The organism is Stenotrophomonas sp. YJH_SMC_6, assembly GCF_059371335.1.
Map to the genome: position 1 here is coordinate 72,880 of NZ_JCAFUM010000020.1, position 15,523 is coordinate 88,402.

A 15,523-nucleotide genomic window follows, 5' to 3' on the forward strand; every position below is an offset into this window, starting at 1 on the left:
GAAGTGCGGAACGGTGGCGGCGACATTCATGCGGCCTGCTCCCGGGTGCCGGGCAGTGCGCGCGGCGGCAGCCCGGCCACAGCCGCGGCAATGGCGCGGATATGGTCGGGCGTGGAGCCGCAGCAGCCGCCGACCAGGTTCAGCAGGCCATCTTCGGCGAAGCCTCGCAGGGTGCTGGCCATGTCCTCCGGCGTCTCGTCATACTCGCCGAAGGCATTGGGCAGGCCGGCATTGGGGTGTGCGCTGACGTAGCAGTCGGCGACCTGCGCAAGGGTTTCCACGTGCGGTCGCATCGCATCGGCGCCCAGCGCGCAGTTCAGCCCGATCGACAGCGGCCGTGCATGCGCCAGCGAGGCATGGAAGGCTTCCGCAGTCTGCCCGGACAGGGTGCGACCGGAAGCGTCGGTGATAGTGCCGGAGATCATCACCGGCAACCGCGCGCCGCGCGCATCGAACGCTTCCTCCAGCGCATACAGCGCGGCCTTGGCGTTGAGCGTGTCGAAGATGGTCTCGACCATGATGGTGTCGGCGCCGCCGTCGATCAGGCCCTCGATGGCTTCGCGGTAGGTGTCGCGCAGTTCGTCGAAGCTGGTGTTGCGGAAGCCCGGATCGTTCACGTCCGGGCTGATCGAGGCGGTGCGGCTGGTCGGGCCGACCACCCCGATCACGAAGCGCGGCTTCCCCGGGGTGGTTGCGGCCACGGCGTCACAACAGGTGCGCGCGACCGCAGCGCCGGCCTTGTTCAACTCGTACACCAGGTGTTCGAGGTGGTAGTCGGCCTGGCTGACCGAGGTTGCATTGAAGGTGTTGGTTTCGACCAGGTCCGCGCCCGCTTCCAGGTAGGCGGTGTGGATGTCTGCGACGATCTGCGGCCGGGTCAGCAGCAGCAGATCGTTGTTGCCCTTCAGGTCATGGCCCTCCGGCGTGCCGTGGTCGCAGCCGGGGCCATGGCTGTGATCGTAACCGCCGGCGAAGCGTTCGCCACGGTAATCGTCTTCCTGCAGGCCGTGGCGCTGGATCATCGTGCCCATCGCACCGTCGATGATCAGGATCCGCTCGCGCAGGGCGTCGAGCAGGGCGTTGGCACGCTCAGGATGCAACCAGGGCAGGGCAGGCATGGCGTTCTCGGGCTCAGGGTTTGTGGGCGATCAGCGAAATCACTTCGAAGTGCGGCGGACGCTTCTCGCGGGTGACCGTCTCCAGGCTGGATACCTGCAGGCCGGCCTTGTCGACGAACCTGCGCAGCTCCTTGTCGCTGAAGCCGAGGTTGACGTGGCCGTAGGCCTCCACCGCGGCCTTGTGTTCATGGCGGGCCAGGCTGCACAGCAGCAGGCGCCCGCCCGGGCGCAGCACGCGCGCGCCTTCGGTCACCGCCTGCGCCGGCTTGCTGGCGTAGGTCAGCGCGTGCATCAGCACTACCAGATCGAAACTGTTGTCCTTGAAGGGCAGCGCATGCATGTCGCCCTCGCGCACTTCCACGTTGGGCAGACGGCGCAGGCGCTCGCTGGCGGCGGCGACCACGCGCGCGCTGGTGTCGATGCAGATGTAGCGCTTGGCATGCGGGGCCACCAGTTCGGCCAGCACGCCGTCACCAGAGGCGATGTCCAGCACGTCGCCGGTCTCCAGCAGCGGCAGCGCGGTGCGGGCGAGGGCTTCCCAGGTGCGCCCCGGGGAGTAGTGGCGTTCCATGTCGCCGGCCACGCTGTCGGCCCAGTTCTGGTCGGAGGCGCGGTGGGCCAGCACGGCAGCGACGCGTTCAGCGTCCTGGCGCAGCAGCGGGTCATCGCTTCCGTTGCTCAAGGCATGCCACAATGCACGCTGCGCGGGGTCCAGCTGGGCCTCGTCGAAGCGGTAATAGGCCGATACGCCCGCACGGCGGTCGCGGACCAGGCCGGCTTCCTTCAGGCGCGCCAGGTGGGTGGACACGCGTGGCTGTGCCAGCCGGGTGATCGCCGACAGTTCGGCCACGGTCAGTTCCTCCTGCTCCAGCAGCGCCAGCAGGCGCACGCGGGTCGCATCGGCGAACACCTTCAGGCGGGTCGACCAGTCTTCAAGATCCATAAATATCCACCTATCGCGATATAGAGATATATTCGCTGAAAGGGCCCGTCGCGGTCAAGTCGCCAGCGTACGGAAACAGCCGGGCCCCGGTACAATCGGGGCACCTGGGCGCGCCGTATGTAGCCCATAACTTCATGTACCCGGGAGGGTGTTGTGGATTTCAGCTTTACCGAAGAGCAGTTGATGCTGCAGGACGTTGCGCGGCGCATCGCGCAGGAGAAGATCGCCCCGAGCGCGGAGCACCATGACCGTACCGGCGAGTTCCCGCTCGACAACATCCGCCTGCTGGGCGAGAACGGCCTGATGGGCATCGAAGTGCCGACCGAATACGGTGGCGCGGGCATGGACCCGGTTGCGTACGTGCTGGCGATGGTGGAGGTCGCCGCCGCCGACGCAGCCCATTCGACCATCATGTCGGTCAACAACTCGCTGTTCTGCAACGGCATCCTCACCCACGGTACCGAGCAGCAGAAGCAGACCTACGTGCGTGCGATCGCCGAGGGCGAGGCCATCGGCGCGTTCGCGCTGACCGAGCCGCAGTCCGGCTCCGATGCCACCGCCATGCGCTGCCGCGCGGTGAAGCAGGCCGACGGCACCTTCGTCATCAACGGCAAGAAGAGCTGGATCACCTCCGGCCCGGTGGCCAGGTACATCGTGCTGTTCGCGATGAGCGAGCCGGACAAGGGCGCGCGTGGCATCACCGCCTTCCTCATCGATACCGACAAGGCGGGCTTCGGTCGCGGCAAGACCGAGCCGAAGCTGGGCATCCGCGCTTCGGCCACCTGCGAGATCGAGTTCAACGATTACGTGGCGCAGGCCGAAGACGTGCTGGGCCAGGAAGGCGAGGGCTTCAAGATCGCCATGAGCGTGCTCGATGCCGGCCGCATCGGCATCGCCTCGCAGGCCATCGGCATCGCCCGCGCCGCCTATGAGGCGACCCTGGAGTACGTGAAGGAGCGCAAGGCGTTCGGCGCGGCCATCGGCACCTTCCAGATGACCCAGGCCAAGATCGCCGACATGAAGTGCAAGCTGGACGCAGCGCTGCTGCTGACCCTGCGTGCCGCGTGGGTGAAGAGCCAGGGCAAGCGTTTCAGCACCGAAGCAGCGGTGGCCAAACTGACCGCTTCGGAAGCAGCGATGTGGATCACCCACCAGGCGGTGCAGATCCACGGCGGCATGGGGTACTCGAAGGAGATGCCGCTGGAGCGTTACTTCCGTGATGCCAAGATCACCGAGATCTACGAGGGCACCTCGGAGATCCAGCGCCTGGTGATCGCGCGCAACGAGACCGGGTTGCGCTGATGGACGCGACGGGGCGGCGATTGCCGCCCCGTTTCCTTTGTGCGATCAACGTGGCAATCGGCAAACGATATCCGTTCCGTTCCATTCACAGACGATCTGCAGCGACTCAGGTGGAGCACCGGGGAACATGTTCACCCCATAGAGGCGACCGGAGTCGATCCATCGATCCAGATCGTCCCGGCTGTTGAAGTTGTAGGTGCCGGCGAAGTGTTGGGCCAGGCCGGGGCTGGTTGCCGCGCCGTCGGGAATCATGTTGCCATTGGCGTCCTTGCTCTGGCCTTGCACGTATCTGGCGGTGTCCACTGACGAAGAGACGATGGCCAGCGTAGTCTTCGAGCCATCGCGCCAGGTGATCCTGTAGATTGCACCGTCGATTCCGAGGGCCTTGCTGACGAAGCTCAGGCCGATCGAGGACAGGAATGTCGCCATGCTGTTCCAGGCCCTCGACGATGTCGTGGCGCCTGTGAATGCCTTGCCCATGGCGCTCTCCAGCCTGAATCGCTCGGTTGCCATCTGCACGACATCGTAGGCGTTGAGGTTCTTGTGCTCTTCCGGGAAGCCTATGCCGTTGGCGTATTGCGGGTCATCAGGATGAACCTCGTACTGGACTCCTCTTCCGGCCCACTGCCGCGGCGCGAACTGTACGGTTGGCACGTTGTTGTCGAGCATCCCCATGATCCGATTGAAGGATGCGTTGATTGGCTCGGGGATCTGCGCCCTGGTGGCGCGATACCGACGCAGCTCGCGATCGTATTCCACATCGAAGCCATGGAGCCGGCGCTGCTGGAAGTCGACGACGATGGTGGGCCCCGTGCCCGAGTAAAGCGCCAGTGCGCGTGGATCGCGACAGTTGTCGCAGACGAGGACACCTGCCGCATGTGCGTCCTGGACGCTGCTGGCCGCGAAGAGCGCGCCAAGCAGAAGGGCGGGGCGGCTGAAGCGTCGTAGTGGTGCTCTTTCCATGAACTGTCTCCTGGGCGGCATCGGATCGATTGCCGTGGAGGCATCTGGATAGCAACGATCCGGGCGTGCCGCACTTCTGCGCGCCCAGGAATCCAAAGCGGGGGCCTTATGCGAAACCGGTAGACGCCTTGAGCGCCTCGTTGTCGGCGCAGCAGTGGAAGGGACTTTTCAGTACAGGCCGTATGCGACCGGTCTCCGGGCAGGCGACATGCCAACGATCCATTGGCATTCCCGCTCCTTGGTCGCAGAATGCTCCACCGTTCATGGACGCCACCACATGCTCATCTATCGAGGCGCAGGGCTGCTGACCCTGCTCACACCGATCGCTGCCGTGCTGCTCATCCTCATCCTGTTCCCGGATCCAGCGGTGGGTCGCGGCAATACTTCACTCAGCCAGGTCCTGCTGGCGTTCGGCCTTGGCTCGGCAATCAACACGGTGCTGGGTTTCGTGCTCAATCGAAAGCCGCGTGCACCTGGGCAGCATGCTCCGCATCACTTCTTCTTCCTGCCGATGCAATGGCCTGCACTGGCGATTGTGGCGGCATGCGTGGTGATCGCAGTGTTGCGCTGAGACGCTGCCCGGACAGCGCCCACCAAGGTTGGCGACTACCGGGTATGCCGTTGCCCCGGTAGATGCCAACCTGGGGCGGCATGGATCCAGAAGCGGCAACAACAAAGGCCCCGGATCGCTCCGGGGCCTTTCTCGTTTCAGTTCACCGCTGGATCAACGATCCGGACGGTGTGCTGCATCCGCGTCGCGCTGGCGTTCCATGAACTCCTTGGACGGTTCATCCAGCTTGTCGCCCAGCATGCGGCGCACGACCACGAAGAACACCGGGATCATCAACAGGCCGAGCAGGGTGGCGAACAGCATGCCGCCGATCACGCCGGTACCGATGGCGTGGCGGGAGTTGGCGCCCGCGCCGGTGGAGATCGCCATCGGGATCACGCCCATGATGAACGCGAACGAGGTCATCAGGATCGGGCGGAAACGCAGGCGGGCCGCTTCGATGGTGGCATCGCGCAGGTTCTTGCCGGCGGCGCGCTGCTCCACCGCGAACTCCACGATCAGGATCGCGTTCTTCGCCGCCAGGCCGATCACGGTGATCAGGCCGATCTTGAAGAACAGATCGTTGGGCAGGCCACGCAGCATCGACAGGCCCAGCGCGCCCAGCACGCCCAGCGGTACCACCAGCAGCACCGCTACCGGGATCGACCAGCTTTCATACAGCGCGGCCAGGCACAGGAACACCACCACGATGGACAGCACCAGCAGCAGGGTCGCGGCGTTGCCGGCCAGGATTTCCTGGTAGGACATGCCGGACCAGTCGTAGCCGAAGCCGGCCGGCAGGTCTTCGTTGACGATGCTTTCCATGGTCTGCATCGCTTCACCCGAGCTGGTGCCCGGGGCCTGCGAGCCGACGATGTTGATCGCCGAGTAACCGTTGTAGCGGCTCAGTGACGGCGGTGCCGACACCCACTCGGACTTGACCACCGTGTTGAGCGGGATCATCGCGTTGGTGCCATCGGCATTGGTGGTCAGGCTGGACGGGCTGTAGAAGCTCTTCAGCGATTCCTGGCCGGTGCGGTACGGACCATCGGCCTGCATGGTCACGCGCTTGATGCGGCCTTCGTAGAAGAAGTCGTTGACGTACACCGGGGCCAGCATCAGCTGGATGGTGCTGTACACGTCCGACACCGACATGCCCATCGACTGCGCCTGCACGCGGTCCACATGCAGCTGCAGCTGCGGCGCGTTTTCCAGGCCGTTCGGGCGCACGCCGACCAGGTGGTCCGGCTTCTGCGCGGCCTGGCCGAGCAGGATGTTGCGGGCCTGCGTCAGCTGCTCGTAACCGGCACCACTGCGGTCCTGCAGCCACATGTCGAAGCCGCCGAACTGGCCAAGGCCCTGCACGGTGGGCAGGTTGACCACGAAGATCTGCGCTTCCTTGATGCCGTAGAACGCGCCGTTCATGTTCTGGATGAACTCGGGTGCGGTGAACTTGCGTTCTTCCCACGGCTTCAGGCGGATGAAGCCCATGCCCACGTTCTCGCCGGAGCCGACGAAGCTGAAGCCGGCCACCTGCAGCATGCCTTCATAGCCATCCTGCTTTTCCAGGATGCCACGCATCTGCGCGAACACTTCGTTGGTCTGGCCCTTGGTCGAGCCCGGCGGCAGCTGCACGATCGCCAGCGCATAGCCCTGGTCTTCTTCCGGCAGGAAGCTGCCCGGCATGCGGGTGAACAGGAAGCCGCACAGTGCGGTGAGCACCACGAACAGGATCATCCAGCGCGGCGCATGGCGCACCGCCGAGGTGATGTGGCCGACATAGGTGTGGCTGATCTTGTCGTAGTACTTGTTGAAGGTGCGGTAGACGATGTTCGGGTTGTCGTTGTGCGTCGGCTTCAGGAAGGTCGCGCACAGCGCTGGGGTGAAGCCCAGCGCCAGGAACGCCGAGAACGCCATCGAAATGGCGATGGTCAGGGCGAACTGCTTGTAGATCTCACCGGCGGCGCCGCCCTGCAGGGCAGACGGGATGAACACCGCAGCCAGCACGACGGTGATCGCCACCACCGCGCCGGTGATCTGGGTCATCGCCTTCTGCGTGGCCGGCTTCGGCGCCAGGCCTTCCTCGGTCATGATGCGTTCGACGTTCTCGATCACCACGATCGCGTCATCGACCACGATGCCGATTGCCAGCACCATCGCGAACAGGGTCAGCTGGTTGATCGTGAAGCCGATCATCCACATGCCCAGGAAGGTACCGAGCAGCGCCACCGGGATGACCAGGGTCGGGATCAGCGTGGCGCGGAAGTTCTGCAGGAAGATCAGCATCACCAGGAACACCAGGAACACTGCTTCAAACAGCGTCTTGACCACTTCCTGGATCGAGATCTTGACGAAGGTGGTGCTGTCGTACGGCGAGAACCAGGTCACCCCGGACGGGAAGCTGGGCTGCAGCTCGTCCATCTTGGCGCGCACCGCCTCGGCCACGTTCAGGGCGTTGGCGCCCGGCAGCAGCTGGATGGCGAAGGCACCGGTCGGCTTGCCGTTGTACTGGGTGTCGAAACCGTAGTTGTTGGCACCGAAGGCAACGCGGGCGATGTCCTTCAACAGCACCCGCGAGCCGTCAGCGTTGGCGCGCAGGATGATGTTCTCGAACTCCTGCGGCGAACTGAAGCGGCCTTCGGCCGAGACCGTGGCGGTGAAGTGCTGGCCTTCCGGCGACGGATCCGAGCCAAGCGCACCGGCGGCGAACTGCACGTTCTGCGCGCGCACCGCAGCCAGCACCTGGCTGGCCGACAGGCCATAACCCTGCATCTTTTCCGGGTTCAGCCAGATGTTCATGGCGTACTCGGAACCGAACTGCTGGGTGCTGCCGACGCCGGGGATACGCGAGACCTGGTCGAGCACGCGCGAACCAACGATGTCGTTCAGCGCATCACGGTTGATGGTCGGGGTATCGGACTGCAGCGCCACCACCATCAGGAAGCCGGCGTTGGCCTTGGCCACCACCACGCCCTGCTGGGTCACTTCCGAAGGCAGTCGGGGCGTGGCCAGCGAGACCTTGTTCTGCACCTGCACCTGGGCGATGTCCGGATCGGTACCCGTCTCGAAGGTCAGGGTGATCTGCGCACGGCCGTTGGACGACGAGGAAGAGCTGAAGTACAGCAGGTGATCGATACCGGTCAGCTGCTGCTCGATCACCTGGGTGACCGATTTTTCCGTGGTGTCGGCACTGGCGCCCGGGTAGGTGGCCGAGACGGTGACCTGCGGTGGGGCGATGTTGGGATAGGACTCCACGCCCAGGTTGAGGATCGCGATCACGCCGCTGAGCGAGATCAGGATCGCCACCACCCAGGCGAAGACTGGATGTTCGATGAAAAATTTAGGCATGACGGAAGGTTCCCGTTACTGCTTGTTCGAATCGGTGGCGGCCGGCTTGGCCGCATCGGCCTGCTCGGGCTTGGCCGCGTCGGCCGGTGCCTTGCCAGCAGCCGGTGCGGTGCCCGCCGCAGCGGCGCCGCCTGCGGCCGGCTTGCCGTTGGCGTCCTGCCCCGGGGTCCACGGCTTGGCCACCGCCGGTGCACCTTCCTTGACCTTCTGCACGCCGGCCACGATCACCTTGTCGCCGGCGGCCAGGCCGTCGCTGACCAGCCAGTTGCCGTTCTGCGCGCCATCGGTCTTCACGTTCTTGCGCGCGACCTTGCCGTCGGCGCCGACCACCATCACGTAGCCGCCGGTGGTGTCGCGCAGCAGGGCCTGCTGCGGTACCAGGAAGGCATTGTTGCGTTCGCCCAGGTTGGCCTGGAAGCTGACGAAGGCGCCCGGCAGCAGGATCTGCTGCGGGTTCGGCAGCAACGCGCGCAACGACACCGCACCGGTGGCCGGGTCGACCGTGGTCGAGGAGAAGTCCAGGGTGCCCGGCTCGCTGTAGGTGCTGCCATCGGCCAGCTTGACGTTCACCGTGGCCTTGCCGTCGCCCGACAGCGCCAGCGCGCCCTTGGCCTGTTGCGCGCGCAGCTGGGTCAGCTCGTCCACGCTCAGCGAGAAGTTCACGTACAGCGGGTCGAGCTGGTCGACGGTGGTCAGCAGGGTCACATCGCCCTGGCCGACCAGCGCGCCTTCGGTGACCTGCTGCTTGTTGGCCACGCCGCTGATCGGTGCGGTTACTTCGGTGTAGCCCAGGCTGATGCGCGAGGAAGTCACCGCTGCTTCGGCCTGCTTGACCGCCGCCAGCGCGGTACGCTCGGCCGATTCAGCGTTGTCCAGGTCGGACTTGGAGACGAACTGCTGCGGCGCCAGCGAACGTGCACGGTCGGCGGCCACCTTGGCGTTGGCGTAGGTCGCGCGGGCCGAGGCCAGCTGTGCTTCGGAGGCGTTGAGCGAGGCACGCAGCGGCGCCGGGTCGATCAGGAACAGGGTCTGGCCCTGCTTGACCTGCGAGCCTTCCTGGTAGACGCGCTTGAGCAGCACGCCCGGCACGCGCGCACGCACGTCGGCGCTGCGGAACGGCGACAGGCGACCGACCAGCTCGCGCTGCAGCGGCAGGGTCTGCGGCTTGGCGTCGATCACGCCCACCTCCGGCGGCGGGGGCGTCTGCTGTTCCGGCTTCTTGCAGGCAGCCAGCGCGACAGCAACGGCGCACGTCAAGGCAAGGGTGCGGAGTGGGGCGGTCATCAGGAGGAACTCCGGGGTTGGTTTGAAGACGGGGCCGGCGACGGCTGAGGCGCGAAGGCGCGCAGGAAGCTGTCGACGGAGAACTCTGCCCAGCGCCGACGCAGCCGCGCGTCATCACGATGGGGGGTATGGAAACGCTGTTTGTCGAAATCCTGACCGGCAATCATGCTCAGCAGCAGTTCGGCCATGAAGTGCGGGTCGTCATGCCGGAGCTGGCCACGCATGCAAACGGTTTCAATCCATTCAGCAAGATGAAGCGTCAGTGCGCCGGCTCCGTGCCGGTACAGCGTACGCGCCTCTTCGGGAAACTGGGCCGCGTCGGCGGCGATCAGCCGGCAGGCCTGGCCCACGTGCGGTTGGTTGAAGTGCTCCAGGAAGTCGGTGGCGAACTGGAGCAGGCTGGCACGCAGGTCGTCAGTGCGGAGTGCACGAACCATGGCGCCGGTAGCGTGGCCGACGTGGCGCTGCATCACCCGGCGCAGCAGTTCCTGCTTGCTGCCGTAGCGCGAGTACAGGGTCTGCTTGGAGCAGCCGGCGTGCTGGGCCACCGCCTCCATGCTCATCTGCATGCCCTGCTGGGCCAGCAGTTCGCGTACGGCGTCGAACACACGCTCATCGCGTGCATCGAGGGCAACGGGTAGGTAGGCCGGGTTCACGCGGTGGACTATACCGTCCAGTTCAGGATTGTGGAATCGCGTCGGCGTCGCCGCGTGTGTCTTCCGGTAACACGTTTTGCCGATCCTGTCGGCAGTGCTGAAACAGGCGCCAGCACCATACCGGTGCGAACTGAATAGGCGTTTGAACCGCAGCAAACCCGAATCTGCTTATTCCGTCCTGCAGCAAGGCCTTTTCGCGCGGTAGGGCTACAATTTCATTTTCCCAACTGAGCAAGCGCATCGCTCTGCCATGAAACCGCAAAAAACCGCAGCCAAGACCGTGAAGAACAAGACGAAACCAGCAGAGTCGGAGGTCGCAGTGACCGCTGGTTTCTCCCTGGAGCCGGTGTACACGGCCTTGCGCAAGCGCTACCCCGCGGCCGCACAGGCCGAAGCAGTGGCCTTTGCCACTGACTTCTACAAGCGCATGGAGTCGGACGAGTTCCCGCACCACAGCGCTGAAGAGTGGGCCGCTCTCGCGGCTGAGACGCTGGAATTCGCCCGTGCCCGCAAGGCCGGCAAGGCCAACGTCCGCGTGTTCAATCCGACCGCGAAGGCCAACGGTTGGGAATCGCCGCACACCGTGCTGCAGATCGTCAACGACGACATGCCGTTCCTGGTCGACACCGTCACCATGTCGCTGGCCGAACAGGGCGTGGGTGTCCACGTGCTGGGCCACCCGGTGCTGCGCTTCACCCGCGACAAGGCCGGCAAGCTGGTCAAGGTCGGCGAGGGTGATGCCGAGTCGGTGATGCTGCTGGAAATCGACCGCCAACCGGCCGAAGCCATGGCGGCCATCGAGCAGGCCATCAACAAGGCGCTGGATGAAGTGCGTGCGATCGTGCGTGACTGGCAGCCGATGAAGGACAAGGCGCTGGCACTGGCCGACGACCTGGGCAGCCGCCAGCTGCCGGTCGACGCAGCCTCGCGCAAGGAAGCACAGGAATTCCTGCGCTGGGCCGCCGACAACCACTTCACCTTCTTCGGCTACCGCGAGTACCGCGTCGAGAAGCAGGGCAAGGAAGAAGTGCTGGCGCCGCTGAACGACACCGGCCTGGGCCTGATGCGCGGCAAGGACAAGTCCGCCGCCCGTCCGGTCAAGACGCTGGCCGCGCAGGGCCTGAACACCACGTCCGGCTTGAAGGACGCGCTGATCCTGACCAAGACCAATGCCCGTTCGCGCGTGCACCGCGCCGGCTACATGGACTACATCGGCGTGCTGGAATTCGACGCCAAGGGCAAGATCATCGGCGAGCAGCGCTTCCTGGGCCTGTTCACCTCCAGCGCCTACAACCGTCGCCCGTGGGAGATCCCGCTGGTGCGCCAGCGCCACGAGCACGTGATGAAGCAGTCGGGCCTGGCTCCGGCCAGCCACAGCGGCAAGGCCCTTCGCCACATCCTGGAAACCCTGCCGCGCGAAGAACTGTTCCAGTCCAGCGAGGACGAACTGTTCCGCACCGCGATGGGCGTGCTGGGTCTGCAGGAACGCGTGCGCAGCCGCCTGTTCCTGCGCCGCGACAAGTACAGCCGTTTCATTTCCGCGCTGGTCTACCTGCCGCGCGAGCGCTTCAACACCGACGTGCGCCTGCGCATCGAGGCGATGCTGAAGGACGCGCTGCACGGTGAGTACGTGGACAGCTCGGTGGTGCTGGGCGAATCGCCGCTGGCCCAGGTGCACCTGATCGTGCGCCCGAAGCCGGGTGAAATGCTCGACGTCGATACCGCCGAACTGGAGCAGAAGCTGGCCCAGGTGCTGCGCAACTGGCAGGACGACCTGCGCGAGGCGCTGGTGTCCCGCCACGGCGAGACCGAAGGCCTGCGCATTGCTGCCCGCATCGGCAAGGCCCTGCCGGCTGGTTACATCGAAGACAACAGCACCGCCGTTGCCGCCAACGATGTCAGCCAGCTCGACGCGCTGACCGGCCCGGACGACCTGCGCCTGAGCCTGCAGGCCGTGCCGCGCGAAAGCGGTGATGGCCTGCGCCTGAAGTTGTACCGCCAGCTGGACGACATTCCGCTGTCGGATGCGCTGCCGATGATGGAAAACATGGGCCTGCGCGTGATCGCCGAGCGTCCGTACCGCCTGTCGGTCGACAACGCGCCGGTGTATGTGCAGGACTTCGAGGTCGAGTCGACCGCCGGTGCGATCGATGCCGCCAGCGTCGATGAAGCTTTCGGCGAGACCTTCGCCCGCGTCTGGCACGGCGATGCCGAGAACGACGGCTTCAACCGCCTGGTACTGGCTGCCGGCCTGCACTGGCGCCAGGTCGCCATGCTGCGTGGCTACTGCAAGTACCTGCTGCAGACCGGCGTACCGTTCTCGCAGGCCTACGTGGAAGGCACCTTCGCGCGCTACCCGCTGCTGGCCCGACTGCTGGTCGAGCTGTTCGAAGCGCGCTTCGATCCGGCTACCGGCCACGAGAGCAAGGACGACATCACCGCCGGCCAGGCCCAGCTGAAGGCCCACTTCGATGTGCTGGCTGCCGGCGACGACGCCACCCTGAAGGTGCTCAAGACCGTGGTCGACGCCCGCAAGGGTGACCGCGACGCGCAGATGCAGGCCGCGCGCGATGCGCTGCTGAAGCTGATGGACCGCGTGTCCAGCCTGGACGAGGACCGCATCCTGCGCTCGTTCATGGGCGTGATCGACGCGACCCTGCGTACCAGCTACTACCAGACCGATGCCAACGGCCAGCACGGCCATGTCATCAGCTTCAAGTTTGATTCGGCGCTGGTGCCGGACCTGCCGAAGCCGCGCCCGTACCGCGAGATCTTCGTCTACGGCCCGCGCGTGGAAGGTACCCACCTGCGCTTCGGCGCGGTCGCCCGTGGTGGCCTGCGCTGGTCGGACCGTCGCGAAGACTTCCGTACCGAAGTGCTGGGCCTGGTCAAGGCACAGATGGTCAAGAACACCGTGATCGTGCCGGTCGGCGCGAAGGGCGGCTTCTTCGCCAAGACGCCGCCGGTGAACGGCGACCGCGACGCGATCTTCGCCAACGGCGTGGCCTGCTACAAGCTGTTCATCCAGGGCCTGCTGGACATCACCGACAACATCGTCAACAACAAGATCGTGCCGCCGGTGGATGTCGTGCGCCACGACATGGACGATCCGTACCTGGTGGTGGCCGCCGACAAGGGCACCGCGACCTTCTCCGACATCGCCAACGGCCTGGCCATCGCGCACGGCTTCTGGATGGGCGATGCGTTCGCCTCCGGTGGTTCGGTTGGCTATGACCACAAGGGCATGGGCATCACCGCACGCGGTGCGTGGGAATCGGTCAAGCGCCACTTCCGTGCGCTGGGCCGTGACAGCCAGACCCAGGACTTCACTGCGGTCGGCGTCGGCGACATGTCCGGCGACGTGTTCGGCAACGGCATGCTGCTGTCGCGCCACATCCGCCTGGTCGCTGCCTTCGACCACCGCCACATCTTCCTGGACCCGAACCCGGATGCGGCCACCACGTTCGTCGAACGTGAGCGCCTGTTCACCGTGCCGCGTTCGAGCTGGGCGGACTACGACGCCAAGCTGATCAGCAAGGGCGGCGGCGTGTACCCGCGCAGCCTGAAGTCGATCGAGATCACCCCGCAGGTGCGTGAAGCGCTGGGCCTGGATGACAACGTCAAGGCGCTGTCGCCGAACGATCTGATGAGCGCGATCCTGAAGGCACCGGTCGACCTGCTGTGGAACGGCGGCATCGGTACCTACGTGAAGGCTGCCAGCGAGCAGCACAGCGATGTCGGCGACCGCGCCAACAACGCCCTGCGCGTGAACGGTGGCGAGCTGCGCTGCAAGGTGGTGGGCGAGGGCGGCAACCTGGGCATGACCCAGCTGGGCCGCATCGAAGCCGCCCAGGCCGGCGTGCTGCTCAACACCGACTTCATCGACAACTCGGCCGGTGTGGACACCTCCGACCACGAAGTCAACATCAAGATCCTGCTCAACGATGTGGTGCGGGCCAAGAAGCTGACCGTCGAGCAGCGCAACAAGCTGCTGGCCTCGATGACCGATGAAGTCGCCGAGCTGGTGCTCAATGACAACTACCGCCAGAACCAGGCGCTGAGCCTGATGGAGCGGATGGCGGTCAAGCGCCTGGGTTCCAAGCAGCACTTCATCCGTACCCTGGAACAGCAGGGCCTGCTGGATCGCCAGATCGAGTTCCTGCCGTCCGACGCCGAGCTGTCCCAGCGCAAGGCACGCGGCCAGGGCCTGACCCGCCCGGAACTGTCGGTGCTGCTGTCCTACTCGAAGCTGGTGGCGTTCGCCCAGCTGCTGGAATCGGACATCCCGGAAGATCCGTACCTGTCCAAGGAACTGCAGCGTTACTTCCCGACCCCGCTGCAGAAGAAGTACGCCGACGCGATGGAGCGTCACCGCCTGAAGCGCGAAATCATCGCCACGGCCGTGACCAACCAGACCATCAACCGCATGGGCGCCACCTTCCTGATGCGCATGCAGGAAGACACCGGCCGTTCCATCGCCGAGGTCGCCAAGGCCTACACCATCAGCCGCGAAACGCTGGATGCGCGCGCGCTGTGGGCGCAGATCGATGCACTCGACGGCAAGGTGCCGGAGTCGGTGCAGATCGACGCACTGGAAGTGATCTGGAAGCTGCAGCGTTCGTTCGTGCGTTGGCTGTTGTCGCGCCCGGGCGCGATGCCGGGCATCACTGAAGCGGTCAACCGCTACCAGGGTCCGTTCAACGACATCCGCGTTGCCTCGGGTGTGCTGCCGGATTCGCAGCGTCCGACCTACGAAGCCCTGGTGGCCGAGTGGAAGGAAAAGGGCCTGCCGTCCGCGCTGGCGCAGCAGCTGGCCGAACTGCACTTCCTGGAGCCGGCGTTCGACATCATCGAACTGGCCCGCACCCGCAAGCTGAAGCCGGTGGACGTGTCCAAGGTCCACTTCCGCCTGGGCGATGCCCTGCAGCTGCCGTGGCTGTTCGAGCAGGTCGACGCGCTGGAGGTCAACGGTCGTTGGCACGCCGTGGCACGTGGCGTGCTGCGTGACGAACTGGCGGCCAACCACCGCAACCTGGCCGGCCAGGTGCTGGGCACCAAGGGCAGCAGCGCGGAAGCCAAGGTCGCAGCTTGGATGGGCCGTGACGACAACAGCCTGCGCTTCACCCTGGCGATGCTGGCCGAACTGGCCGAGCAGAAGACCCTGGACTACCCGACCGTTTCGGTCGCGGTGCAGCGCCTGGGCCAGCTGGCGGCACACGGCGCGTAAGTGAAGTAGTGCCAGGCCATGCCTGGCATGCGTGAACCGGAACGGCCCCGCGAAAGCGGGGCCGTTCTGCATTGCACGGTAGTGCCGGCCGCTGGCCGGCAGCCGCATGAACCGCAACCGGGTGCAGCTGCC

9 protein-coding genes are annotated in these 15,523 nt (G+C 65.6%); 3 read left to right on the plus strand and 6 right to left on the minus strand.

The features are described 5' to 3' along the window. Positions 1-26: 26 nt before the first annotated feature. Positions 27-1,118 (minus strand): homocysteine S-methyltransferase family protein, encoded by a 1,092-nt coding sequence (locus AC5P9N_RS20505; RefSeq protein WP_033835833.1) that lies wholly within the window; start codon positions 1,116-1,118, stop codon positions 27-29. A 13-nt stretch (positions 1,119-1,131) separates the two neighbouring features. Beyond that, positions 1,132-2,061 carry an ArsR/SmtB family transcription factor gene (locus tag AC5P9N_RS20510; RefSeq protein ID WP_005410251.1) on the minus strand — a complete coding sequence of 310 codons (930 nt, stop codon included), beginning with the start codon at positions 2,059-2,061 and terminating at the stop codon, positions 1,132-1,134. A gap of 153 nt (positions 2,062-2,214) precedes the next feature. Here AC5P9N_RS20510 and AC5P9N_RS20515 point away from each other — a divergent pair, with 153 nt between their 5' ends. After that, entirely contained in the window at positions 2,215-3,363 is a 1,149-nt protein-coding gene (locus AC5P9N_RS20515) for an acyl-CoA dehydrogenase family protein (protein WP_033833586.1), read from the plus strand. 45 nt (positions 3,364-3,408) lie between these two features. Here the strand turns inward: AC5P9N_RS20515 and AC5P9N_RS20520 are convergent, their stop codons facing one another. Further along, positions 3,409-4,326 (minus strand): hypothetical protein, encoded by a 918-nt coding sequence (locus AC5P9N_RS20520; protein WP_005413923.1) that lies wholly within the window; start codon positions 4,324-4,326, stop codon positions 3,409-3,411. A gap of 277 nt (positions 4,327-4,603) precedes the next feature. Here AC5P9N_RS20520 and AC5P9N_RS20525 point away from each other — a divergent pair, with 277 nt between their 5' ends. Then, the gene (locus tag AC5P9N_RS20525; protein WP_033833585.1) at positions 4,604-4,897 is read left to right on the plus strand and encodes a hypothetical protein; all 294 of its coding nucleotides are present in this window, start codon (positions 4,604-4,606) and stop codon (positions 4,895-4,897) included. Between the two features lie 153 nt (positions 4,898-5,050). On the opposite strand, the gene AC5P9N_RS20530 is transcribed toward AC5P9N_RS20525, so the two are convergent. The 3 genes from AC5P9N_RS20530 to AC5P9N_RS20540 are packed head-to-tail and all read right to left on the minus strand — an operon-like array spanning position 5,051 to position 10,164. After that, positions 5,051-8,224, minus strand: a complete 3,174-nt coding sequence (locus tag AC5P9N_RS20530) for a multidrug efflux RND transporter permease subunit (RefSeq protein WP_033835832.1) — start codon at positions 8,222-8,224, stop codon at positions 5,051-5,053. Positions 8,225-8,239: 15 nt separating this feature from the next. Continuing rightward, positions 8,240-9,508: an efflux RND transporter periplasmic adaptor subunit gene (locus AC5P9N_RS20535; RefSeq protein WP_005413920.1), complete on the minus strand. Its 1,269-nt coding sequence runs from the start codon at positions 9,506-9,508 to the stop codon at positions 8,240-8,242. Then, positions 9,508-10,164 (minus strand): TetR/AcrR family transcriptional regulator, encoded by a 657-nt coding sequence (locus tag AC5P9N_RS20540; RefSeq protein WP_005410245.1) that lies wholly within the window; start codon positions 10,162-10,164, stop codon positions 9,508-9,510. The genes AC5P9N_RS20535 and AC5P9N_RS20540 overlap by 1 nt, the downstream gene beginning before the upstream one ends. 250 nt (positions 10,165-10,414) lie before the next feature. On the opposite strand from AC5P9N_RS20540, the gene AC5P9N_RS20545 reads away from it, so the two are divergent. Then, complete coding sequence (locus tag AC5P9N_RS20545; protein WP_099484297.1) at positions 10,415-15,391, plus strand: NAD-glutamate dehydrogenase; 4,977 nt, start codon at positions 10,415-10,417, stop codon at positions 15,389-15,391. Positions 15,392-15,523 lie beyond the last annotated feature (132 nt).

Excerpts from the sequence above, each read along its gene's own strand:
- AC5P9N_RS20505 (WP_033835833.1), bottom strand. The coding sequence starts at position 1,118 with ATGCCTGCCCTGCCCTGGTTGCATCCTGAGCGTGCCAACGCCCTGCTC.
- AC5P9N_RS20510 (WP_005410251.1), bottom strand. The coding sequence starts at position 2,061 with ATGGATCTTGAAGACTGGTCGACCCGCCTGAAGGTGTTCGCCGATGCG.
- AC5P9N_RS20520 (WP_005413923.1), bottom strand. The coding sequence starts at position 4,326 with ATGGAAAGAGCACCACTACGACGCTTCAGCCGCCCCGCCCTTCTGCTT.
- AC5P9N_RS20525 (WP_033833585.1), top strand. The coding sequence starts at position 4,604 with ATGCTCATCTATCGAGGCGCAGGGCTGCTGACCCTGCTCACACCGATC.
- AC5P9N_RS20530 (WP_033835832.1), bottom strand. The coding sequence starts at position 8,224 with ATGCCTAAATTTTTCATCGAACATCCAGTCTTCGCCTGGGTGGTGGCG.
- AC5P9N_RS20535 (WP_005413920.1), bottom strand. The coding sequence starts at position 9,508 with ATGACCGCCCCACTCCGCACCCTTGCCTTGACGTGCGCCGTTGCTGTC.
- AC5P9N_RS20545 (WP_099484297.1), top strand. The coding sequence starts at position 10,415 with ATGAAACCGCAAAAAACCGCAGCCAAGACCGTGAAGAACAAGACGAAA.